The 23798-nt window shown below is 68.8% G+C and carries 20 protein-coding genes; 3 read left to right on the forward strand and 17 right to left on the reverse strand.

Annotated features, from left to right (window positions below):
- Positions 1 to 63 precede the first annotated feature (63 nt).
- The 8 genes from eutC to A7U43_RS24715 all read right to left on the reverse strand — a co-directional run bounded on the left by eutC (position 64) and on the right by A7U43_RS24715 (position 8916).
- The gene (eutC, locus tag A7U43_RS24680) at positions 64 to 840 is read right to left on the reverse strand and encodes an ethanolamine ammonia-lyase subunit EutC (protein WP_068000224.1); all 777 of its coding nucleotides are present in this window, start codon (positions 838 to 840) and stop codon (positions 64 to 66) included.
- Positions 837 to 2258, reverse strand: a complete 1422-nt coding sequence (locus A7U43_RS24685; protein ID WP_068000225.1) for an ethanolamine ammonia-lyase subunit EutB — start codon at positions 2256 to 2258, stop codon at positions 837 to 839. The genes eutC and A7U43_RS24685 overlap by 4 nt, the downstream gene beginning before the upstream one ends.
- Positions 2255 to 3667, reverse strand: a complete 1413-nt coding sequence (gene eat, locus A7U43_RS24690; RefSeq protein WP_068000227.1) for an ethanolamine permease — start codon at positions 3665 to 3667, stop codon at positions 2255 to 2257. Before eat ends, A7U43_RS24685 begins: the two co-directional genes overlap by 4 nt.
- Positions 3668 to 3914: 247 nt before the next feature.
- Positions 3915 to 4310, reverse strand: coding sequence for a glycerol dehydratase reactivase beta/small subunit family protein (locus A7U43_RS29880; RefSeq protein ID WP_197500112.1), 396 nt, complete (start codon positions 4308 to 4310; stop codon positions 3915 to 3917).
- Positions 4303 to 6168 carry a diol dehydratase reactivase subunit alpha gene (locus A7U43_RS24700; RefSeq protein ID WP_068000229.1) on the reverse strand — a complete coding sequence of 622 codons (1866 nt, stop codon included), beginning with the start codon at positions 6166 to 6168 and terminating at the stop codon, positions 4303 to 4305. The genes A7U43_RS29880 and A7U43_RS24700 overlap by 8 nt, the downstream gene beginning before the upstream one ends.
- Positions 6169 to 6184: 16 nt before the next feature.
- Positions 6185 to 6757: a propanediol/glycerol family dehydratase medium subunit gene (locus A7U43_RS24705; RefSeq protein WP_068000231.1), complete on the reverse strand. Its 573-nt coding sequence runs from the start codon at positions 6755 to 6757 to the stop codon at positions 6185 to 6187.
- 1 nt (position 6758) lies between these two features.
- Positions 6759 to 8477: a propanediol/glycerol family dehydratase large subunit gene (locus tag A7U43_RS24710; protein ID WP_231963455.1), complete on the reverse strand. Its 1719-nt coding sequence runs from the start codon at positions 8475 to 8477 to the stop codon at positions 6759 to 6761.
- Positions 8478 to 8487: 10 nt separating this feature from the next.
- On the reverse strand, positions 8488 to 8916 hold the full coding sequence (locus A7U43_RS24715; protein ID WP_068000234.1) for a diol dehydratase small subunit: 429 nt from the start codon (positions 8914 to 8916) through the stop codon (positions 8488 to 8490).
- Between the two features lie 200 nt (positions 8917 to 9116).
- Between A7U43_RS24715 and A7U43_RS24720 the strand changes: the two genes are divergently transcribed.
- Positions 9117 to 9854 carry a (2Fe-2S)-binding protein gene (locus tag A7U43_RS24720; protein WP_068000236.1) on the forward strand — a complete coding sequence of 246 codons (738 nt, stop codon included), beginning with the start codon at positions 9117 to 9119 and terminating at the stop codon, positions 9852 to 9854.
- A 69-nt stretch (positions 9855 to 9923) separates the two neighbouring features.
- The gene (gene cobA / locus A7U43_RS29305) at positions 9924 to 11768 is read left to right on the forward strand and encodes a uroporphyrinogen-III C-methyltransferase (protein ID WP_082902299.1); all 1845 of its coding nucleotides are present in this window, start codon (positions 9924 to 9926) and stop codon (positions 11766 to 11768) included.
- A gap of 27 nt (positions 11769 to 11795) precedes the next feature.
- On the opposite strand, the gene A7U43_RS24730 is transcribed toward cobA, so the two are convergent.
- The gene (locus A7U43_RS24730; protein ID WP_068000238.1) at positions 11796 to 12509 is read right to left on the reverse strand and encodes an MIP/aquaporin family protein; all 714 of its coding nucleotides are present in this window, start codon (positions 12507 to 12509) and stop codon (positions 11796 to 11798) included.
- 277 nt (positions 12510 to 12786) lie between these two features.
- On the opposite strand from A7U43_RS24730, the gene A7U43_RS24735 reads away from it, so the two are divergent.
- On the forward strand, positions 12787 to 13185 hold the full coding sequence (locus A7U43_RS24735; RefSeq protein ID WP_068000241.1) for a GlcG/HbpS family heme-binding protein: 399 nt from the start codon (positions 12787 to 12789) through the stop codon (positions 13183 to 13185).
- Positions 13186 to 13260: 75 nt separating this feature from the next.
- Here A7U43_RS24735 and glpK read toward each other — a convergent pair whose 3' ends face one another.
- The 8 genes from glpK to eccCa form a co-directional block, all read right to left on the reverse strand.
- Positions 13261 to 14727 carry a glycerol kinase GlpK gene (gene glpK, locus A7U43_RS24740; RefSeq protein ID WP_231963722.1) on the reverse strand — a complete coding sequence of 489 codons (1467 nt, stop codon included), beginning with the start codon at positions 14725 to 14727 and terminating at the stop codon, positions 13261 to 13263.
- Positions 14728 to 14818: 91 nt separating this feature from the next.
- Positions 14819 to 15106 (reverse strand): DUF779 domain-containing protein, encoded by a 288-nt coding sequence (locus A7U43_RS24745; RefSeq protein WP_231963456.1) that lies wholly within the window; start codon positions 15104 to 15106, stop codon positions 14819 to 14821.
- 145 nt (positions 15107 to 15251) lie between these two features.
- Positions 15252 to 16775, reverse strand: coding sequence for an aldehyde dehydrogenase (adh, locus tag A7U43_RS24750; RefSeq protein WP_068000247.1), 1524 nt, complete (start codon positions 16773 to 16775; stop codon positions 15252 to 15254).
- Between the two features lie 122 nt (positions 16776 to 16897).
- Complete coding sequence (locus tag A7U43_RS24755; RefSeq protein WP_068003702.1) at positions 16898 to 18178, reverse strand: GAF domain-containing protein; 1281 nt, start codon at positions 18176 to 18178, stop codon at positions 16898 to 16900.
- A gap of 178 nt (positions 18179 to 18356) precedes the next feature.
- A complete protein-coding gene (locus A7U43_RS24760; protein WP_068000249.1) occupies positions 18357 to 18653 on the reverse strand; it encodes a WXG100 family type VII secretion target in 297 nt (98 codons plus the stop codon).
- Between the two features lie 18 nt (positions 18654 to 18671).
- Positions 18672 to 18980, reverse strand: a complete 309-nt coding sequence (locus A7U43_RS24765; protein WP_411289597.1) for a WXG100 family type VII secretion target — start codon at positions 18978 to 18980, stop codon at positions 18672 to 18674.
- 79 nt (positions 18981 to 19059) lie between these two features.
- Entirely contained in the window at positions 19060 to 20196 is a 1137-nt protein-coding gene (locus A7U43_RS24770) for a type VII secretion-associated protein (protein ID WP_082902301.1), read from the reverse strand.
- Complete coding sequence (eccCa, locus tag A7U43_RS24775; protein WP_082902302.1) at positions 20178 to 23741, reverse strand: type VII secretion protein EccCa; 3564 nt, start codon at positions 23739 to 23741, stop codon at positions 20178 to 20180. The genes A7U43_RS24770 and eccCa overlap by 19 nt, the downstream gene beginning before the upstream one ends.
- Positions 23742 to 23798: the final 57 nt, after the last annotated feature.

The raw sequence follows: 23798 nt of genomic DNA on the forward strand, positions 1-23798 counted from the left end.
CGGCCGCCGTCACCCCAGGTCAAAACGCCCAAACCGGCATGCAACCGCACGGTGGCGACACGTCTAGGAAATCTCGCGTTCGACGTCACGGTCGAGGGAATCCGGCGACCGTGAGGTGTCCTTGAGGTCGACACCGGAACGCCCGAGCGCGACCGCCCCACCGATCAGGCCGGCGGCCACCCGTGCGGCCTCGGCGTATCCCAGCCCGTCGGGCGGGTGGATGTTGGAGACGCAGTTGCGGTCGGCGTCGGTGCGGCCGGGGCGGGGCAGGTGGGTGAGGTAGATCCCGAGACTGTCGGCAACGCTCAGACCGGGACGTTCACCGATGATGACCACCAGCGTGCGCACCCCCTGCGCCGCGGCGATGTGATCGCCGAGCGCAACGCGGGCCTGGGTGGCGATCACCGGCGGCGCCAGGCTGTACCGGTCGCCCAACCGTTGCACCAGGGCCTTCAGCAGCGCGGCCCCGTGATGGCTCAGCGCGGTCGGGGACAGTCCGTCGGCCAGCACGAAGCCGAGATCGGCCGGGGTGTGCGGCACGTCCATGTCCTGCGATGGCAGCCGGCCCAGATCCGGGCGGCGCAGATACTCGTCGCGGGTGGTGGCGCGGCTGGTCACCAGGACCGGCTCCCCGATACCCACCTCACGGACCGCGCCGGCGAGCGCATCGGTATCCAGCGGGATGTGCACGGCGTCGCGGGCCGCGGCGTGCGCGGCGGCCAGCTCAAGCACCTCGCGGGTGGGCAGGGCGGTGCCCGCCCGGCCCAGCCCGATCCTGGCCTGGGTGGTTTTGCGCAGCTCGGCCCAGAACTCCTGGACTGCCGGATCTTGGGTGGTCACGGCGCTCCTGATGTCGCGGAGGTGAGCGCACGCAACGGTGAGTGCGTCAGATCGAACGGGGTCAGCCGGCCGGTGGCGTCGACCATCCCAACCGTGCGCAGCCACTCCTCGAACTCCGGTGCCGGCGCCAGCCCCAGGGTGCGGCGGGTGGTGAGCACATCGTGGAAGGACAGGCTCTGGTAGCCGAGCATCACGTCATCGGCGCCGGGCACGGTGATGACGAACGCCGCCCCGGCGGCCGCCAGCAGGGTCAGCAGGGTGTCCATATCGTTCTGGTCGGCCTCGGCGTGGTTGGTGTAGCAGACGTCCACTCCCATCGGCAGCCCGAGCAGCTTGCCGCAGAAATGGTCTTCCAGGCCCGCCCGGATGATCTGCTTGCCGTCATAGAGGTACTCCGGCCCGATGAATCCGACGACGGTGTTGACCAGCAGCGGGTTCAGATCGCGCGCCACCGCGTAGGCCCGCGTCTCCAGGGTCTGCTGATCGACCGGTTTGCCACCGACCCCCAGATGGGTGTGCGAGCTGAGCGCCGACCCCTGCCCGGTCTCCAGGTACATGACGTTGTCGCCGACGGTGCCCCGGCCCAGGCCGGTGGCCGCGTCGCGTCCCTCCCGCAGCAGCGAGATGTCCACGCCGAACGCAGAATTGGCGCCTTCGGTCCCGGCGATGGACTGGAACACCAGGTCCACCGGCGCCCCGCTCTCGATCAGCCCGATGGTGGTGGTGATGTGGGACAGGACGCAGGACTGCACCGGGATGTCGTAGCGGGTGCGGATGGAATCGAGCAGCACCAACAGGTCGGCGGTGGCCTGCGGGGAATCCGTCGCCGGGTTGATGCCGATCACCGCATCCCCGCAACCCAGCAGCAGCCCGTCCAGGACGGCCGCGGCGATACCGCGCGGGTCGTCGGTCGGATGGTTGGGCTGCAGCCGGGTCGCCAGCGTGCCGGGCAGCCCGATGGTGGTGCGGAAGGACGCGGTGACCGTGGTGGCCGCCGCGACGGCGATGAGATCCTGGTTGCGCATGATCTTGCTGACCGCGGCCACCATCTCCGGGGTGAGCCCGGGCGCGATGGCCGCGATCCGCACCGCGCTGTCGTCATGCGAGGCGGCCTCCAACAGCCAGTCCCGCAGGCCGCCGACCGTCAGCCCCGAGATGTGCGAAAAGGATTGCCGGTCATGGGTATCCATGATCAGGCGGGTCACCTCGTCGGTCTCGTAGGCGACGATGTCCTGGTTGAGAAAAGTGTCCAGCGGCAGGTCTGCCAGCACCCACGCGGCGGCCGCGCGTTCTGCGTCGTGCTCGGCGGCACACCCGGCGAGTTGGTCGCCCGAGCGCAGCGGGGTGGCCTTGGCCATCACCTCCACGAGTCCGTCGAAGGCGTAGTTGACGCCGGAGACCTGCTGCCGGTAGATCACTTGAGCTCGCTCTCCGCCCGTGCGAGCATGGCGAATTCCTCATCGGGCGAGTTGGCCACCAACTGGTGGCGGCTGTACACCGCGAAGTAGAGCATGAAGGCGGCGAACACGCCCAGGCACCAGCCCGCGGCGACGGGGTCGACCAGGAATGTCGCGATGACCGCGAACACCCCGATGACCAGGGCGAAACCGGTGGTGGCGACACCGCCCGGGGTGCGGTAGGGACGCGGCATCTCCGGCTCCCGGCGGCGCAGCACGATATGGCTGATCATCATCAGCACATAACTGAGTGCCGCACCGAAGACCGCCATGTTCAGCAGCATCGCCCCCTGACCGGTCAGCGACAACAGGAACCCGACCAGGCCGGGCACCAGCAGTGCCAGCGTCGGCGCCTTGCGCGAGTTGGTCACCGACAACACCTTGGGCAGGTAGCCGGCCCGCGACAAGGCGAACAGCTGCCGTGAGTAGGCGTAGATGATGGAGAAGAAGCTCGCGATCAGGCCGGCCAGGCCGATGTAGTTGACGACCTTGGCGGCGGTCCCGTCACCGAGCGCCTCCACGAGCGGGTTGCCCGATGCCGACATGGCCTCGGCCCCGCCGGCTCCGGTGGTGAGGATGAGCACCGTGACGCAGGTGACCAACAGCACGGCCATGCCGGCGATGATGCCGCGCGGCACGTTGCGCTCGGGGTTGGCGGTTTCCTCGGCGGCCAGCGGCACACCCTCGATCGCCAGGAAGAACCAGATGGCGAACGGGATGGACGCCCAGATGCCCAGGTAGCCGTTGGGCAGCCAGCTGGAGGCACCGGCGGCGGTCTCGTCGACGGCCATATCGGTGAGGTTGGCGACGTCGAAGTGCCCGATGGCGGCCACCGCGAACACCAGCAGGCCCACCAACGCGATCGCGGTGATCACGAACATCACCTTGAGCGCCTCACCCACCCCGGCGAGGTGGATACCGATGAAGATCAGGTAGGCCGCCAGGTACACCCACCAGCCGTCGGTGATGCCGAACAGCCCGAGCGACTCGACATAGGCGCCGATGAAGGTGGCGATGGCCGCCGGCGCGATGGCGTATTCGATGAGAATGGCTGTGCCCGTGGCGAAACCGCCCCAGGGGCCGAGTGCCCGGCGGGCGAAGGTGTAACCGCCGCCCGCGGCAGGCAGCGCGGAGGACAGCTCGGCCATGCCCAGCACCAGCGCCAGGTACATGCCGGCGATGATGACGGCCGCGATGGCCAGCCCACCGAATCCGCCCTCGGCGAGGCCGAAGTTCCAGCCCGAGTAATCACCGGATATGACATAGCTGACGCCGAGACCGGCCAGCAGCACCCAACCCGCGGTGCCCGATTTGAGCTGACGCTTGCGCAGATAGTCCGCGCTCTCGAGGTGTTCTTCAACACCGGCCACTTGGAACTCCTTCGTTCACAGTGCAATCACAGTCATTTTCGAAATTCACGACGCTGTCTGACTACTGCCAGCCGGCGGCTGACCGGGAAGGCGTGGCGGCGACCGGAACCTTCCGGCATCCTCGCCGCGGCGGCCACGGCCTTCCAGCGTGCGACTGCTCAACACCGGGCAGCCTAAAGGTCTGATACCCAACCTTTGATAGAGCAGTATCGTCTGTTATCGCTGTCGTGTCCAGCCCAACATGGCCTCAGGCCGGACCGAGATCATCTTCGGGCAGATCCTTCAGCGGCAGCCCCGCCACGATGCGGGCGGCGTTGTGCCCCATGGTCCGCGCCGCCGAGGGCGTCGATCCGGCGGGCAGGCCGAAGACCGGCCGCCCGAGCTTGGCATGACAGACCCGGATATCGCCCGACGCGCCGATGCCCACGCCGAGCTGTAGCGGTGACTGCATCGCCGCCCGCTGCGCCAGATCCGCCGCGCAGACGTCACGGTCGCCTGCGGCCACCGCGGATGCCGAGGACGGCACCCCTTCCTCCTCGATGCCGGCCAGCACCTCGCGCATCACCGCCTCGCCGCCGGCGGCGAGGACAACGATCACCGGCCGGGAGCGCTGCCCACCGCGTCCGGACGATCGTTCAGCCACGACCGCTGACCAACACGCCGGCGGACCGGCCCGCGTAGGCCGACACCAAACCCGAGGCCACCGCGTTGCGCGGCCCCTCGATCCCGCGGATGTTCCCGGTGCCGCACACGATCCCGTACGGCGCGAGGGCATCGGCGATGAGCTGCGGGATCTCGAAGTCCAGAGCGCAGCCACCGAGCAACACCACGAAGCCGATCTGGCGCAGGTCGGCGCCGGGCGCGACGGTGCGCAGCGAGCGCAGCGCATTGACGACGAAGATGCGTTCCTTGGCCGTCCGCCGGACGGTGGCGATCCGCTCCATCGAGTGCCGGCCCGGAATCGGGTTCATGCTGTGCCCGTCAAGGGTGACCACCCGGGCAAAAGCCGTTGCCGGCAGTGGCTTTTCGAAGAACTGGACGGTCCCGTTCTCCAGCCGGACGTGAAAGAAGCTCTCGGCCTTTCCCAGTGGGCAGCGTTTGATGTCCTCGGCAAGCTCCAGATTGTCCAGGCCCAGTTCGGCGTCGATCAGTTTGGTGACCAGATCGCCGGCACCGGCCAGATGGACCGCCGCAATCGCACCATCGGTTTCGATCAGCGCCGCATCGGTGGATCCGCCCCCGAGGTCGAGCACGACGAGCGGCTTGTCGGTACCCGGCGTGGTGAGGGCCCCGAGGACGGCCATCTCGGCCTCCACCCCACCGACGATCACCTCGACACCTTCGGCGCCATTGGCGCGCAGCCGCTCGGACACCGCGGCGGCGACGGCCTGCATCCCGCTGTCGCGGGTGCGCACCATGGCGGCCAGTGCCACCGCATTCTCCAGCGCCACCTCGCCGGCCACCCCACCGCGCACTTCCTGGGGGACAAAGGTGTCCACGGCGAGCAGATCCTTGATGTGTACATCGGCGACCGCATGATCGGACAGGTCGGCCATGCTCTGGCGTACGTTCGCGATCATGCCGCCGGTGTTGGTGCCCGCCTCGCCGGCGACGTCGACCAGCGGGCTCACCCGTTCGACGGCGGCCATGATCTCCACCGCGCCGCGCGACACATCCACTGTCGCTCGGCGCGACACACCGTTGAGCTCAAGGGATCCCGCCGGAATCGTGCGGTCGGCGACATCCCCGGCGGGCGTGCGGACGACAACCGCGGAACGGTTCCCGGTCAGCGCCCGGGCCACCGGCGAGACCACCCTGGTCGCGGTCGCGTCGAGTTCGAAGATGGTGGCCAGTCCGTAGGCGTTGGACAGGCTGCGAATCGACTGGCCCGGCCCGGCGACCTCCACGGCCGCCAGCATGCCCAATGGCACCGCGTCGATGCGTGACACCTCGTCGATCACCGGAATCGCGGTGTCCAGGCGATTGACCACCAGGACGGCATCGTCATTGCCGAGGATGGCGCCGGCCACCGCGATGCCGCGGCGGGTGGCGGCGTTGATCTGCCCCGCCGCCACCTCGAAGTCCACCCCAGCGGGCACGACCACGATGATCGGTTCCGTACCGGCCGCGTCGGCGAGCGCGTCGAAACCGACGGTCATCCCCACGCCCAGCCCACGCCCGCCCGGGGTACGCGGGTCGTGCCCGATCATCGTGGACTCGGTGATGATGGTCTCGGTGATGGTCTCCATGGCCATCCCGCTGATCACCGGGGTCGCCTCGTTGAGCAGCACGATGTCGAGATCGACGATCGCGACACCGGCCGTGCGCAGCGCGCGTTCGACCACGTCGGCCACGCCGTCGACATTGCGCGGGGTGCCCTTGACACCGGTGGTGGGAGCCAGGGCGGCCCCCAGGAACTGCACGGACCCGTCGGGTCCGATCGTCGCAGCGCTGGCCTCCGTCGTCGAGTTGCCGATGTCGACCCCGACCACGGTCACCATGGGACAGCCAGCGCCATCAGTTCGCCAAGGCTTGCGCGAACTGCGGCACCACCTCGACCGGCTTTGCCCCCTTGACGATCTGCTCGGTCTCCTTCAGGTGCAACAGCGCCGCCTTGGCCTGCCAACGCGGTCGGGCCATCTGGTCGTTGAGCGTCGGAACCGGCTCCGGCGATTCACCTTTGGCGTACTGTGCCGCATTTGATCCGACCTGACGGTAGGTCTCCAGCGTCATCAGCGGGCACTGCGGGAACAGCTCCAGGCTGGACAGCCGCGGCAGGTCCCGTTGATGGATCATCGTGGTGCCGCGCGACAGCAGGCCGATCGCGATCCCCGAACCGGACAGTTTCGCCGCGGTGTGCGCGACGACGGCGAGGTCACTGCTGTGCCGGATCCGCACCACGCGTGCCGACACTTCCTGCTCCTCGATACCGGCCAGGATCTGGCGGATCACGTCGGCATGCGACATGCCGGTGATGGTCTGGCTGAAGAAGTCGGCGAACGCCGGTGACACACCGATGAGCACCTCGTCGGTCCGGCTGCCTGGTGCGGCCGGCTTCTCATCGGCGAAAGTGAGTACTCTGTCCGCCATTTCAGTCCACCTCTACTTCCGGGTTCTCCGCGCTCGTGACGTGCCTGAGTCGTTTCATCTCTTCCCAGCGTGCCCCCGACGGTCGGTATCCGGTGCCGGGCCCGGCGTAGTCGTTGCGGTCGTTGACCGCGGACAGCGGCTGCAGCTCACGGGTCATGATGGCCGAGGTCTGCAGCAGATCGCCCGAGACACGTTGGCGCAGCACGGTCAGCAGGTTCTCGGCGATATCGCTGAAGCCGGTCGACTCCAGCGCCTTGACCAGGTCCAGGCCGGTCACGTTGCGGTCCATCACCTGCTGGGCGCCCTTGAGGTCTTCCAGCACGTCCCGCGGGATCAACTCGCGGCTGCCGTGTGCGTACACCGCCGCCTCGATCTCGGCATCGCTGATGGCCGGCAACTCCAGATAACGGAACACCGCCTGCAGCGCCTTGCCCGCCCGGTGGCGCGCGGCGAGGATGTCGGCCTCCTTCACGTGCTGCAGGCCACCGTCGATCTGCAGGTCGCGCTGGATGGTGTTGAAATCGTCGAAATCCTCGGCGTCCACGTTGGATCCGGCGAACATGTTGTCGTAGTTGGGTGTTGCCGAGTACCCCGAGGTGATGAAGTCGGTGCCGGGCATCAGCTGCGGCAGCAGGCGCGCGACACGGCGCATCGGCGAGTGCGAGAACGACTGGTCGTTTCCGGACGCGCACTCCAGGTCCACCGCCGAGGCGATCAGGTTCTCCGCCGCCACCGCGCGGATACCGGCCGGCACCGCGCCGGGCACGCCGATGCAGGAGATCGAACCGTTCTGCAGGCCCTGCACGCCGGCACCCTTGGTGACCAGGATGCACCGGATCTCCAGGTACAGCATGGAGCGGCCCTCGGCGTTGCCCATCTGCACCTCCGAGCCGGTGCCCGAGGTGAATCGCATCTTGATCCCGCGCGACGCGTAGGCCGCGGCCAGGAAGGCCTTCGAGTACGGGGTGTCATCACCGTCGACGAACACCGACTCGGTGCCGTAGACCGAGATGGTCTCGGCATAGGCGGTGATCCCGCGCATCCCCAGTTCGAGTTCGGTGGCCTCTTCCAGCGCGCACTGGGTCAGCCGCCCGCCGGTGCCCACCTGGCTGCCGATCTGCAGCGCCATGGCCACCAGCGGCGCATACCGCACCACGCCCAGGGTGGTCTCGACCTCGGAGAAGCCGCGCAGGGATGCCTCGGCGGCCTCGCAGGCCACCTGCAGTGGATTGTCCCGGGCGCTGGTGCAGTGCGCCTGGTTGGCCGGGGTGCGGCGGGCGCGCATCTTCTGCATGCCCATCATGATCTCGACGATGTTCATCGTCTTGACGACCTCGAGGAGCTTGGCCGGGGTCAGGCCCTTGGTCACGGCGATCACCTCATCGCGGGTGACCCGCGGATCCACCAGCATTGCCGCGATCTCCCCCGCGGGGATGGCCATGGACGCCTCGGTGCTCGCCACGTCGATGGCATGGTCGGCGATGAACTGGTCGAGGAAGTCGAAGTCCGCGCGCGCCCGTCCGTCCATCTCGACGATCACGCCGTCGCGCACCCGCACGCTGGGTTCGGGGTCGAAAGCACTGTCCATGGCGACCATGCCGACCTCGGGCCATTCCTGCACGAAGCCGTCGAGATTGACCGGACGCTCCTCGAGGACCCTGGTCCGCTCGGACTGCCGCTTTTCCGGGATCGAGGCCGGCTGCGGTGTTACTGCGGTCACCGAATCACTCCTATTCGTTGGTCGCGAGGATCTCGCGACGCTCGTAGACGTCAGCTGCTTCACGGACCAGGCCGGCGAGCAGGCCGGCGCCGTACTGGCCTTCCAGCTCCTCGGCGATCGCTTCGAGCTCGGCCTTCGTCGAGGCATTGGGGCGCAACGCGTTATAGATCTGCAAGACGCGCTCATCGCTGATGGCGGTCATCTCCGCCGCGCGGCGCAGGTTGCCACCGAGCTGGTTGCGGCCGACCTTCTCGGCGATCTGTGCCTGCAGCCGCAGCGTCTGCGGGGTGATCCGCAGGTCCGAGGCAGCCACCTCCCCCGCCATCACCGCCGCCATCGTGATCTCCGCGATCGGCTTGCCATTCGGGGTGAACAGCAGGTCCTGCCGATGGAGACTCAGCGGGTAGTCCACCGTTGGATCGAGGGTCGGTTCCGTCATGCACTGCTCCCGGGTGAGAGGTGGCCACACGTGCGGGCCATCCGACTTTTCGCTGGTGTGACGCGGGCGGACCGCGACCCGGCCATTGCGTCTCGCGTCACGTTGCATCAAGGTTGCAGAGGCAAACAACCTGCCCGTTCGGCGAGGATCCGCGGCATCGGCGCGTCCGCCTCGGGGCGGGCGGTTACGGTGCAACCACCATGACCGATACGCCCGCACCCGTGCACCGTGGCGAGTGCGCCCGGTATCTGGACGAGTTGAGCACGCTGGGCGGATACTTCGCGCTGCCCGCCCACCCGGACGCCCAATCACAGAGTCTTGCAGGACTTTTCGCCGACGATGTGGTCACCGACCACGTCGAGCGCACCCGCGACGCGATCGCCGCCTCGGTGGGCTGCCCTCCGGAGCGGATCTCGCTGCGGATGGCGGCATCGTCGTTGCAGCTCGGTGTGGCCGCCCGGTTGCTCTCCCCGGCCATCGGCGGGGCGCTCTGCTTGGGAGCCGTTCCGGTGCTGGACCAGCGGTCGCTGCGCTGGGTCCCCGGCGCGGGCCACGCACCGCAGTTCACCGTCCCCGCCCCGGTGTGGCAGGCCGTCGATGCGCAGACATCCGCGCAGGTCATCGCCGAGTCGGTGGTCCCGGTCCTCACCGAGTTGGGCGCCAGACTGAACGCCCTGCTGTCACTGTCGCCACGAATCACGTCGGGCAATCTGACGTCGGCCGCCAACGGCGCGGTGACGGTGCTCGCGTTGTCACGCCCGGAGCAGGAGGCTCCCGGCCGGGCGCTGGTGCGCGCCCTGGCGAGCACCGAGCCGCTGCGCGGCACGGGCGAATTCGTCGACGGGCGATTCCGCCGGCGCAGTTGCTGCCTGTACTACCAGGCCCCGCGGGCCGGGCTGTGCGGTGACTGTGTGCTGATTCCGGACGCCACACCCTGAACGTTGCAACGTCGTTGCAACGCTACGGGCGCTAACATTCGCCGCTCAGCAGCAGGACGGAGTTCGACCATGGGCTGGACACAGACCCGCGACGCACCGACCCGGCGTGAGCACGACGTTGACGGCGTCGACAATTCCCTCGAAAGCCTGGACATCACAGCATCTTTCACCGCCACCGCGCCGATGCGCACGGTGTTCGTGCTGAACGACGAGCTGCTCCGGCACGGCCTCATCCACGTCGTCACCCAAGGCGGCGGCATCAGGTTGGTGGGTGATCTTGCGCACGGGCCCGGCCTCGCCGAACGGCTGCGGGTCTGGCAACCCGAGCTGTTGTTCGTCGGCGCCGAGGCGGTGGCCCAGCTGGCGACGCTGCTGGCCGAGCTGGACCCGGCGCCGAAGATCCTGGCTGTCATAGACGGTGACGACCCGCGCGAGCGTGCCATGCCGCTGATCCGCGCCGGCGCCGACGCGGTCATCGACCGGCGGTCATCGGCGGCGGACCTGCAGGACACGGTCGCGCGGGTGATCGAGGGCCACCGGGCGCTCGACGCCCGCAGCGCCGAAACCCTGATCGCCGAACTTCGCGAGCAGGACCGGCCCGCGCAATCCGGCACGCTGACCCGGCGTGAGCGCGAGGTGCTCGGGCTGCTCATCGAGGGACTCGACAATCGCGGGATCGCCGGCGCCCTGTTCATTTCGCAGGCCACCGTGAAATTTCACGTGCACAACATCAAGAGCAAGTTCGGCGTCCACACAGTCGCGCGGCCCTGGTCGCCGCCGTGTTGGGTGGGCGCCGGAATGCCTGACGACGTGGCGGTGCGGCTGCCGGTGCGGGGCCGTGCGGTGACGGTCGTGGGCGCATCCGACCGGTCGCTGTCCATCGTGGGTGCGCTGATGACCGCCGGAGCGGCCGTCACGGTAATAGCACCCCGACCGGCCGCCTATCTGCAGGACCTCGCCGAGCGGACGCTGATAACCCTGCGGCAGCGCGAGTTTCGCACCTCCGACCTCGATGCCAGCGATCTGCTGTGGGCGTCCAGCGGCGATCCGGAGACCGACCGGGCCGTCGCCGCACAGGCGGCCGCGCGTGGCTTGTTCTGCATCGGCCCGGGCGAGGATTCCGATGTCGCGGTGTCGGACCGCTCTGCGCGGGCCGGCCGGGTCGTGCTCGTCGGGGGCGGCCCCGGTGATCCCGGCCTGCTCACCGTGGCCGGCCATGCGGCACTGCGCCGGGCCGATGTCATCGTCACCGACCGGCTCGCACCGGTCGGTGCGCTGAACGAGATCGCCCCCACCGCACAGATCGTCGACGTGTCCAAGATCCCGGGAGGACGGCGCACCGAGCAGAGTGCGATCAACGCCATGCTGATCGACTATGCCCGCGCCGGCCGCACCGTGGTGCGCCTCAAGGGCGGTGACGGTTTCGTCTTCGGCCGCGGCGGTGAGGAACTCGACGAATGCGTGCGGGCCGGTGTCGCGGTGGACGTGATCCCCGGGGTGAGTTCGGCGATCGCGGCGCCCGCCGCGGCGCGCATCCCGGTCACCCACCGTGGCCTCACCCAGGGCTTCACCGTGGTGTCGGGGCACGTCGCGCCCGAGGATCCCGAATGCACGGTGAACTACGCCGCGTTGGCCCGGGCGAACACCACCATCGTGCTCATGATGGCGGTCGCCAACCTCGATGCGATCACCCGTGCGCTGCTCGACGCGGGAATGAGCCCCGAGACGCCGGCCGCGGTCATCGCCGACGGCACCCTGCGCGGTCAACACGAGATTCGGGCGACCCTCGAGACGATCGGGGCCGCCGCCCGGGCCGCCGGGGTCAGACCGCCGGCCACCACCGTCATCGGCGCGGTGGCCGGCTTCGTCGCCGGTCTGATGTCCACACCCGTCGCAGCACAATTCGCCGGCTGATCCAGCCGGCGAATTGTGCGGCCGCGCTCAGACCGGGAGTGCCATGGCCACGCCCGCCGCGATCGCGGCACCGAGCAGCGGCGCCACCACGGGCACCCACGAGTAGCCCCAATCCGCATCGGCCTTGCCCCGAATCGGCAGCAGCGCATAGGCGATGCGCGGGCCCAGGTCGCGGGCCGGGTTGATGGCGTAGCCCGTCGGGCCGCCCAGCCCGAAGCCGATGGTGATGATGACGAAGGACACCGCCGCATAGCCGAGCGTGGTGTTGACCTCGGGATTGGTCAGGATCCAGAAGATCAGCACGAAGGTGGCGACGGTCTCGGTGACCACGTTCCACGGGAACGAACGCACAGCCGGTGAGGTGCAGAAGATTCCGCGGGTGCCGGAGTTGTCGTCATTGTTGTCGAATTGCAGCTTGAACGCCGCCCAGGCCAGCGAGGCGCCGACGAAGGCGCCCAGTATCTGGGCTGCCCAGTAGACCGGCACACTCGACCACGGCACGCCGCCCGACAGAGCGACCGCGAGGGTGACCGCCGGGTTGATATGCGCGCCGGATGGCGCGGCGATACTGGCGCCGGTGAACACCGCGAAGCCCCAGCCCAGCACGATGACGATCCAATCCCCGCCCCCGCCATGGGAGAACGAGTTCTTGAGCACCACGGCGCAGACCGAACCGCTGCCGAGCAGACACAGCACAGCAGTCCCGAGGAACTCCCATACGAAGATGTCGATGTTCGCCACGAAACCACCTATCTCATCGGCAAAAGACGTCGTGCACAATGCTTGTCGCGACGCTCAGCACAATCAGAGGTTCCGGTCGAACCTGTGCGACTTACTCGCCCAAGGCGATAGCGCCACCGATCGATAGTCGAGTCTTTGGCTAGGGTCTGCCGCGTGTCGGCGCGGGCGATCCAAACGCCCGCAGCACCGGGGTGCTTCAGATTATGATCGAGGAGCGGCGGTACGCGCCCACAAACGCCAAATTGGTTGTCAGAAATCCGATTCGAAAGGTCTCCCCATGAGTGCCATCAGCCTGAGCAGCGCCACCAAAGTGGTGGACGCCGCCATCGAGAAGGCCGGCCAGATCGGCCAGCCGATGAACATCGCGGTCGTCGACGACGGCGGCCACCTGGTGGCGTTCGCCCGAATGGACGGTGCCATCAAGGCGAGCATCGACATCTCGATTCGCAAGGCGCGCACGTCAATTCTGATGAATGCTCCTACCGCCGCGCTGATGTCACTCGCCCAACCGGGTGCCGAACTCTACGGCCTGGAGCAGACCAGCGGCGGTCTGGTCATCTTCGGCGGCGGTATCCCGTTGACCGTCGACGGGGTGGTGGTCGGTGCGATCGGTGTGAGCGCGGGCAGCGTCGACCAGGACGTCAGCGTCGCCGAAGCCGGTGTCGCGGCGCTCTGAGGTACCGCAAGCACGATTTCGGCCCCGCAGATCCCACTCTGCGGGGCCGAAATCGTCTCACCGGCAACGTGTCTGTCAGGACACGTCGACCCAGTCCAGGGTGCGCTGCACCGCTTTCTGCCAGCCCGCGTATCCGTCGCTGCGCTGCTCCGGAGACCAGTCCGGACTCCAGCGCTGCCCCTCCTGCCAGTTGGCGCGCAGGTCATCGGGGTTGGCCCAGAAGCCCACCGCCAACCCGGCCGCATACGCTGCACCCAGCGCGGTCGTCTCGGCGACAACCGGCTTGACCACGTCCACACCGAGCACATCGGCCTGGATCTGCATGCACAGACTGTTGGCGGTGATACCGCCATCGACCTTCAGAACCTCAAGGTGCACACCGGAATCGGCCTCCATCGCGTCCACCACATCACGGCTCTGGTAGCAGATCGCCTCCAGCGTCGCCCGTGCCACGTGGGCGTTGGTGTTGAACCGGCTCAGCCCGACGATCGCACCCCGGGCATCGGAACGCCAGTACGGCGCGAACAGCCCGGAGAACGCCGGCACGAAGTACACCCCGCCGTTGTCGGCAACCTGCCTGGCCAGCGACTCGCTCTGAGCCGCACCGCTGATGATGCCCAGCTGATCGCGCAGCCACTGTACGGCCGAACCGGTGACCGCGATCGAACCTTCCAGGGCGTAAACCGGTTTCGCATCCCCGAACTGGTAGCACACGGTGGTCAGCAGCCCGTTGGTCGATCGCACGATCTTCTCACCGGTGTTGAGAAGAAGGAAATTACCTGTGCCATAGGTGTTCTTGGCCTCGCCGGCCTTCAAGCACACCTGGCCCACCATCGCGGCCTGCTGATCACCGAGGATGCCCGTGACGGGCACCTCGCCGCCCATCGGACCGGTGCTCTGCGTCGTCCCATAGGGCTCGGGTGAGGACGAGGGCCGGATCTGCGGCAACATCCGGCGCGGAATCCCGAAGAACGACAACAGCTCATCGTCCCAGTCCAGGGTCTCCAGATCCATCAGCATGGTACGGCTGGCGTTGGTCACATCGGTGACGTGCACGCCGCCACGCGGGCCGCCGGTCAGATTCCAGACCACCCAGCTGTCGCTGTTGCCGAAGATCGCGTCGCCGTTCTCGGCGGCTTCGCGCACACCGTCGACGTTCTCCAGGATCCACTGGATCTTTCCACCGGAGAAGTAGGTGGCCGGCGGCAGACCGGCCTTGCGCCGGATCACATCACCGCGACCGTCACGGTCCAGCGCGGTGGCGATCCGGTCGGTGCGGGTGTCCTGCCAGACGATGGCGTTGTAGTACGGCCGGCCGGTGTGGCGGTTCCACACCAGGGTGGTCTCGCGCTGATTGGTGATCCCCAGCGCGGCAATGTCTTCGGGCTGGAGGTTGGTGTTGTTGAGCACCGAGGTCAGCACCGAGGCGGTGCGCTCCCAGATCTCCACCGGGTTGTGCTCGACCCAGCCTGGCTGCGGCATGATCTGTTCGTGCTCAAGCTGGTGGCGGCCCACCTCGGCACCGGCATGATCGAAGATCATGGCTCGGGTGCTGGTGGTGCCCTGATCGATCGCCGCGACGAAATCGGGCAACGCTGCTCCTAACGTCGAAAGGGGTAATACCGGGCCGGTCCTACGGTAGCTGGGCGGACCGCATCGATGTCGCGTGCGCCGGGACCACCCGGGCCAGCGAGATGAACCGCATACCTTCTGATTCCTCGAGGCTGAACCCGGTCCCGCGGCCGGGTTCCACGTCGATGACGAGTTGACTGTGTTCCCATGCCGGCATCTGCGGTCCCGACACCCACACCGGAACGCCGTAGCGCTGGCGCCCCGAGACGACGTCGAGCATGCCCAGCAGGACATCACTGTCCTCGATCGAGAATTCGCCGACGGGATGACACATGAGCATGGGGCTCACACCAAAGCCGCCGGACTGGCGAAACATCAACGCGCCGTTCCGGTTTTGAAGATGCACTACCAGCCCAGCGGCAGCCCGGGTGATCAACACCCGGGCTGCCGGGGAGTCCATCAGCTAGGCAATCTCTTCCTCGCCCAAGCGCTCATCAGAAGAACCCTTGTGCGTTGTTGCTGTAGCTGACCAGCAGGTTCTTGGTCTGCTGGTAGTGGTCGAGCATCATCTTGTGGTTCTCCCGGCCGATGCCGGACTGCTTGTAGCCACCGAACGCGGCGTGCGCCGGGTACTGGTGGTAGCAGTTCGTCCACACCCGGCCGGCCTTGATGTCACGGCCGGCACGGTATGCGGTGTTGCCGTTGCGCGACCACACCCCGGCGCCGAGGCCGTACAGGGTGTCGTTGGCGATCTTGATCGCGTCGTCGTAGTCGGTGAAGGAGGTCACCGCCACGACCGGGCCGAAGATCTCCTCCTGGAAGATCCGCATGGCGTTGTGCCCGGTGAAGATCGTCGGGGCCACGTAGAAGCCACCGTTCAGATCGCCGCCGAGCTGCGCACGCTCGCCGCCGGTGACCACCTGGGCGCCTTCGTTCTTGCCGATTTCGATGTAGGACAGGATCTTCTCCAGCTGATCGTTGGAGGCCTGCGCACCGATCATCGTCTCGGTGTCCAGCGGGTCACCCTGGCGCACGGCCTTGGTGCGGATCGCCGCCATCGCCAGGAACTCGTCGTAGATGTCGGCGTGGACCAGGCTGCGTGACGGGCAGGTGCACACCTCACCCTGGTTGAGGGCGAACATGGTGAACCCCTCCAATGCCTTGTCCTGGTAGGCGTCGTTGGCGGCCAACACGTCACTGAAGAAGATGTTGGGGCTCTTACCGCCGAGCTCCAGGGTCACCGGGATGAGGTTCTGTGACGCGTACTGCATGATCAACCGCCCGGTGGTGGTCTCCCCGGTGAAGGCGATCTTGGCGATCCGGTTGCTCGACGCCAGCGGCTTACCGGCCTCCACACCGAAGCCGTTGACCACGTTGAGCACACCGGCGGGCAGCAGGTCGCCGATCAGCGAGACCAGATACAGGATCGAGGCGGGTGTCTGCTCGGCGGGCTTGAGCACCACCGCGTTACCGGCCGCCAGCGCCGGTGCCAGCTTCCACACCGCCATCAGGATCGGGAAGTTCCACGGGATGATCTGTCCGACCACACCGAGCGGCTCGTGGAAGTGGTAGGCGACGGTGTCTTCGTCGACCTCCGACAGCGAGCCCTCCTGCGCACGGATGCAACCGGCGAAGTACCGGAAGTGGTCGACCGCGAGCGGGATGTCGGCGTTGAGCGTCTCGCGGATCGGTTTGCCGTTGTCCCACGATTCCGCCAGCGCGATGGATTCGAGGTTCTCCTCGATCCGGTCGGCGATCTTGTTCAGGATGACCGCGCGTTCGGCGGCCGAGGTCTTGCCCCAGGCCGGCGCGGCGGCGTGCGCGGCATCGAGTGCCTTCTCGATATCGGACTCATCGGACCGGGCGATCTCGCAGAACACCTGGCCGGTGACCGGGGTGGGGTTCTCGAAGTAGCGGCCGGCGCTCGGCGCCACCCACTGCCCGCCGATGAAGTTGTCGTAACGGGGTTGGAACGACATCAGGGCGCCTTCGGCGCCCGGACGTGCATAAACAGTCATGGCTTCTCCTGCGTTGTGACACCGTGGTGTGTCGGTCGTCACTAAATCTAGGTGCGCAGAGGTTGCATCACGGTTGCAACGCGACAATCCGATATGCCCCGCCGGCAGACCGGCTACCGCGGTCAGCCGAGTTCGGAATCGAGCCCGGCCAGGTGTCCGCGCGCGCCGGCCCGAGCCACCGGATCGGCCTCGGCGTGATCGTGCAGCAGGGTCCAACCCCGCCGGTCGTCACGGCCGTCGGGCAGTTCCAGCCAACGCCGCAGCAGACCGAGATCCGCACCGGCCAGGACCGCGCCGCGCAGGCTGGTCATCAGCTCGGTGCGCAGCCGCCCGATCGCCGGCGACACCGACTGCGGTAACAGCGCACCGGCGTACGCGGTGAGCGCCGCAGAGACATCTCCGGCCTGCAACGCGTCGAGGACATCGCCCATATCGCTGGCCACCGGGGTCAGCAGCCGGTAGGGCCGGGACGCGATGTAGCTGCCTCCGATCACCCGTCGTAGCCGGGACATCTCGGCCCGGATGGTCACCACGTCGAGATCCTTGTCATCGAGCAACATCGCCAGATGGTCGGCGCTGAGCCCCTCGGGATGACGGATCAACAGCACGAGGATGTCGGCGTGCCTGCCGGTCAGCGTGGTGGAACCGGAGTCCGTATGCCAGCGCGGGCGGTCGGCGCCCAGGACCGACAGCCGGGGGGCCGCGGCGGTCTTGGTGGCCACGGGGTCCTGCGCGGGCCCGGTCAGACGGAGCAGCGCGAGTTGGTTCTCCACGGCGACCGCGGTGGCGCGCACCAACGCCAGGGTCTCCGGCGCGGCCACTCTGGATCCGCCGGTGAGATCGATGGCCCCGAGCAGCACCCCGGTGGCGGGGTCGTGCACCGGGACCGCGGTGCAGTTCCACGGATGCACGATGCGCGAATAGTGCTCGGACCCGCGGATCTGCACCTCCCGGTCCAGGGCGAGCGCGGTCCCGGGTGCGTTGGTCCCGGCGATGTTCTCGCTCCAGTCGGTGCCCGGCACGAAGTTCATCGCCTCGGCCTTGCGGATGGCCAGCCGGTCTCCCTCGACCCAGAGCAGGGTGCCGTCGGCGGCGGTGATGGCGACGACGACGCCCGCGTCGGTGGCATCTTCGACGAGCAGACGGCGGATCAGCGGCAGCGTCGGCGCCAGCGGGTGGGACTTGCGCAGCTCGTCGAGGGCGTTGATGGCCTCCGCCGTGCGACCCATGCTGTCCGGGTCCACGCCGGTGGCCAGACTGCGCTGCCAGCTCTCGGCGACGACCCGGCGCAGCGGCACACTATCGAGATAGGACGCGTCGACCTCACCTGCGACGAAGAGGTCATGGACGGCGCGCACCTGCGCCGGCGGTACGCGGCCGCCGGTCGTCTTCGATATCGCCACCAAGTTCACACTCCCCGCGCACAGCCGACGAGCCGGCACCGGCGCATGGGACCAGGGTAGTTGACGGTGGACACTGTGAATCGAGTTCGTCCTTCTCCGATGCACGCCATGACTGTGCGGTCCCGCCGGTCTCTCCCCCGACACGGGACCGCACAGGGTCATCGGCGCCCGACCCGGGTCAGCGGCCCCAGGCGCTCGCGGCGCGCCGGTCGGTCGCCGAGACATCGTCGGCGCCGTCGCGGACGGCGTTGCCCAATCGGAACAGGATGTCGTTGAGCGCGGCCGCCGACTGGTCCCAGCGCAGCTGTTCGGCACGGTAGGCCTCGGCCGCCTCCGCCGTCCAGGTCTGGTCCAGCGGGGCGATCTGGGCCCGCAGCTCCTGGAGCGCGGCGTTGAAACGGGCCGACGTGGTGTGGATCTCCTGACGCACCGTGTATTCGATCTCGTCGAAGTTGTAGGTCAGCATCATGTCCATGGGACGGGGTCCTTATCTCTACAGTTGGTGGGTCACCGCGGCGATGCGGTGGGAGTGAGCGTCGGCGGCCTCGCGCAGCGTGTGCTCGTTGAACCGGATGGTCTCGGCGATGCGGTCCAGGGCGTTGTGCAATGCCAGCGATTCGGCGTTCCAGCGGTCGACGACCTCACGGAAACGCACCGCCGCCGCGCCGCCCCACACCGAAGCGGGCACGCTGCACATCCGCCCGATGAAGGTCCCGAGCATGGCCCGGACCTCGGCGTTGCGGGCATCGATCTGGCCGGCGACGGAGCCCATCAGCTCCAGGTCGGTGTTCAGTGCGGTCATCATCGTCCTCCCCGTGGAATGGCTGTTGTGAATAGGACGCAGCGGGCCCGGAAACGGTTCCGTTTGTGGCGGATTCGGGTCACAACGCCGCATGCGCCGACCGGATCGCCTCATCGCAGTGCGGCCGGATCACCACACCGGTGGCGGGTTGACGGCAGCCGATGGCGATGCGTACCCGCCCGTCGAGGAATACCGCCCAGACGATCTCGCGGTCCGTGCGCGTCTCGGTGTAGCCGAGCACGCTGCGTCCACCGCGGTTCTCGTCGGTGCGCAACTCGGTGAACACCCCCGGCGGCTGCACCTCCAGCGCGGCCGCCAGCATCTCGGCGGTGCGGGTCAGGTCCGGCCCGCCGACCGACTGTGTCAGCAGGATCGCGGCGGCATCCTGTCCCGGCGCGAACACCTCCACCCGTGGCGAACCCAGGCCGTCGGTGATCCGTCGCGCCACCCAGCCGGCGGGTACCCGCACCGTGACCCGGCCCTCGGTCAGCAGTGTCGTGGGGTGTGCTGCGGGCGGGGCGCCCCACGGCACCGCGACCAGCACGGCGAGCACGGCGAGGGCCAACGCGGTGCCCGCCGCCCACGCCCACATCTTCGTGCGCGGCGGTGCCGGCGGCGCTCGCCGCCTGCCGGCGAGCGCGGACGCCAGCGCGGCATCGTCGACGATCTGCACGTCCCGTCCGCGAAGCCGGCCCGCCAGGGCGGCGGCCACCTCGGCCGCCCCGGGAACCCCCGCCGGCGCGTCGATCAGCACCGGCCCGGTACCGAGGACACCGCGCGTGACGGCGCCGGCCACCTCGGCGGTGGCACCCAGCCTGGGTGTCGCCGACACCGGCGAGCCTGCCAACCGGCAGAGCACGAACTCGGGCGCGATCTCGATGATGCACCGGGCCGACGATGCCCACACCTCGTGTCGTCGCAGGATCACGAGGTGAGCGCAGTGCGGGGCCGCCGCGCGGCGCAGGCATTCCAAGCGGGCGTCGCTCCACCAGCCCGGGCACACCAGCAGCAGCCGGTGTGGCGGGTCGCCGGTGGCCGCGGCGATGATCTGTGTCCACAGTCCAGACACCGTGACCGGGCGCTCCTCGACGAGCACATGCCGGTCATCGATGGCATCGATGGCCGCACCGACCAACGCGTCGGGGACCGGGTGCGGGCCACGCACCGCACCGGGCCCGATGATCAGTACCGTCGCGTTCACGGCTCGGCGGTCCACGCGATCTGCACACGCTCGCCGCCGCGGCCCCCGGTGGTGAGGACGGCCCGCCCGGGTGGCAACCGAGTGGGCCGGGCGACGCCCAGCAGGGCACCCTCGTCCGGCGCTGCGCTCATCAGCAGCCCCGCACACCCGAGTTCGCGCATGGTGGTCGGCACCGAGTTGAACAATGCCCGCGCCGCTCCCCCGGCGCGCCGGGCGATCACCACGTGCAGACCGATATCGCGGGCGTGCGGCAGGAATTCCAGCAGCGGCGCGAGCGGGTCCGGGCCTGCTCCGCAGACCAGCTCGTAGTCGTCGACCATGACGTAGATCTCCGGTCCGGACCACCACGAACGGTCGCGCAACTGCTGCTGGGTGACGGAGGCTCCCGGCAATCTGGCGCGCAGCTGCTCGGCGACACCGGGCAGGTGTGCCTGCACCATCGCCGTCGACATCAGGTACCCGCCGAGGTGGTCGGCGTCGACCACGCCCAACAAGGTCCGCCGCAGGTCGACCAGATGGATCTGCACGCGGTCCGGTGTAGCGGCCCGGATCAGTTGGGTGCACAACGTCCGCAGCGCCGACGTCTTCCCACAACCGCTGTCCCCCAACACGATCAGATGTTGACTCTCGGTGAAATCCAGCACCGCCGGCCGCAGTTCGGACTCGCCGATACCGATGGTGACGTGCGTCGGCCCGGCGCCCGTGGCCGGCACCGTGGTGCGCTCCACCAGGGCAGGTAACAGCCGGACCGGGATCGCGCCGCGGCCCGAGTGGCGCGTGCGCAGGTCTGCGGCGATGGCATCGATGGCGTCCAGCGGTGGTGGCGCGATCGCCGAGACACGGCCGTCGCGGGTGACCCCGGCGCCGGGCGGACCGCCGATCAGATGGCGGGCCGCCTTGCGGTCCATCTCGGATTCCGCGGGTTCACCGAGCCGCAGCTCGATCCGGGTACCGAGCTGGTCCTTGACGGCGGGACGCAGTTCGGCCCAGCGCGACGCGGTGAGCACGATGTGGATTCCCAGGGCGAGGCCGTGCGCGGTCATCGCGGTGATCGCGTGTTCCACCTCGTCGTCGACCTGTCGGAGCTCACCCCACCCGTCCACCACCAGGAACACCTCGCCGTAACCGTCGGGTGCCCCGTTGCGCCCGCCGGCTTCCCGGCGGCGCGCGAGCGCTTCCAGCTGCGCCACGGTCCGCCGTATCAGCTCGATGTCCCCGCGCCCCGCGACCACCCCGGTGTGCGGGAGGTGCTGCAGCGCGGCCAGCATGCCGCCGCCGAAGTCCAGGCAGTAGAACTGGATATCGGTGGGGCTGTGCGTGGCGGCCAGCCCCAGCAGCAAGGTGCACAGTGTGCTGGACTTGCCCGACCGTGTCGCACCGACCACGGCGACGTGACCACCGGCGCCGTTCAGGTCGACGGTGAGCGGGTCACGACGCTGGGCGAAGGCGTTGTCCACCAGCCCGATCGGCGCGGTCAGTCGGGCGTCATCGTGCCGGGACAACAGGTCTGACCAGTCCGGGGCGGCCGGCAGCGGGGGTAGCCACAGCCGGTGCGCGGGTGTGCCGTGGCCGGCAATCCGGTCCAGCACGGTGTCCAGCACCGTGGCGGTGGCCTCGGCACCCGAAGGTGCTTGTGCGGCAACGCCGTCCGGTGTCGAGGTGAATCGGTGGGGGCGCAGGTCCACGCTGTTCGCGCGGACGTCCGGCCCGCAGACGTAGCTCGTGCGCAGCCGCACCAGCCGTCCATCGGCGGTCTTGAGGTACGCGGCCCCCGGCGCGGCAGGCAGTTCGTAGGCGTCCGACACTCCGAGCACGGATCGGGATTCGCTGGCCGAGAACGTCTTCAGGCATACCCGGTAGGACAGATGAGTCTCCAGACCCCGCAACCTACCCTCGTCCAGACGCTGGCTGGCCAGCAGCAGGTGCATTCCCAGCGACCTGCCGAGGCGCCCGATCGTCACGAAGAGTTCCGCGAACTCCGGACGCTGGCTGAGCAGCTCGGAGAACTCGTCGACGACGATGAACAGCACCGGCAGCGCGGCCAGATCGGCGCCCGCCGAGCGGGCCCGACGGTACTGCGCGACGCTCCCGAAATTTCCTGCCGTCCGCAGGATCTGCTGCCGGCGGTTCATTTCGCCGGAGAGCGCCTCGTGCATCCGGTTGACCAGGTAGGCCTCATCGTCGAGGTTGGTGATGACCGCCGACACGTGGGCGAGCCGCTCGAAGCCCAGAAACGTGGCGCCACCCTTGAAATCGATGAGGGCCAGATTGAGATCGTCGGGCGCATGCGTGGCCACCAGGCCGAGAATCAGCGTCCGCAGGACCTCCGATTTGCCCGATCCGGTGGCCCCGATGCACAGCCCGTGCGGACCCATACCGTGTTCGGCGGCCTCCTTGAGGTCCAGTTCCACCGGGTCGCCCCGATTGTCCGGACCGTCGCCGACGCCGATCGGAACCCGCAGCCGCTGCGAGTCCGCGCGCCGCTGCCATCCCCGCACCGGGTCCCACTCGCGGGTGTCCGCGATACCGATCAGATCCGTCCAGCTGGTACCGCCGGTGTCGGGGCCGCTACCGGCGCGCCACCGGGACAGCCGGCGTGCGCACATCCGTGCCTGCGCAGCCGACAGGCCGTCCACCCGGTCGAGGTCGGCGAGGTCGACCATGGTGTCTGCGTGACCGGTGAGGTCGAGCACGGCGATGCCGGGGCCCTTCGGCCGGGGCCCAACCCCGTCGGCGATCACCACCGTGTACGCGGACCCGCCGGCGCCGGGTCGCGGTACATGATGCGGCAGCCATTTCAGCCAGTCCCATTGCGGGCCGGCAGGACCCGTCACACACACCGCACCGGGGCCGTGCCACATCGCCAGCTGGCACACGATGGCGCGAACCAGTGCGGCCACGGCGGCCGGTTCGCCGGCGAAGCCGATATGCCCGGCGATGTCGACCGTGACGGGCAGGCCTGCCACCACCGCGCGGGACGCGACCAACCCGTCCAGCGCCGCGGTGGTCACCGGGTCGGCCTCGGGCACCGGGTCGGCGACCGCGACCACCAACTCGGCCGCCGGCGGCACCGGGCCCAGGCCCAGCCGGACATGGCAGAAGTCGGGATCCGACGGTGTGCGCTCCCACATCCGTCCGCCGCCGGCCAGAGTCCACAGCAGCACCGGATCCGGGTGCCTGCAGTGCTGCCGAACATGTTGCGTGCGTGCGGCTTCCTCGGTTTGGGCGGCGACACCGTCCAGGTAGCGCAGGTAGTCGCGGCGGCCGGCGTTCAGCTCGGCGGTCCGCCCACGGCTGGTGTGGGCGAGCGTGCCGAGCACCGACGCCGCCATCAGCACCGGGAAGACCAGGTACATCGGGTTGCGTGCCGCCGTGACCCCCGGCCCCGATGTCAGGTACAGCACCGCCATACCGCCGACCGCGACGAGCGTCAGCACCGGCAGCAGGCGCGTCAGCGGCCCGGGCGGCTCGGCCACCGGCACGGGCGGTGGCCGCCGTACATGTATCTGCGCGCCCGGCACGGCCGAGAGCCGCGGACGTCTGTCGCTCGGTGATTCCATTGTTGTTTCGACGCAGCGGGCGCCCGCCAGGTTCCCCCGAATTTTGGTGCGGGGCAG

Source organism: Mycobacterium adipatum, from assembly GCF_001644575.1.
Lineage (GTDB): Bacteria > Actinomycetota > Actinomycetes > Mycobacteriales > Mycobacteriaceae > Mycobacterium > Mycobacterium adipatum.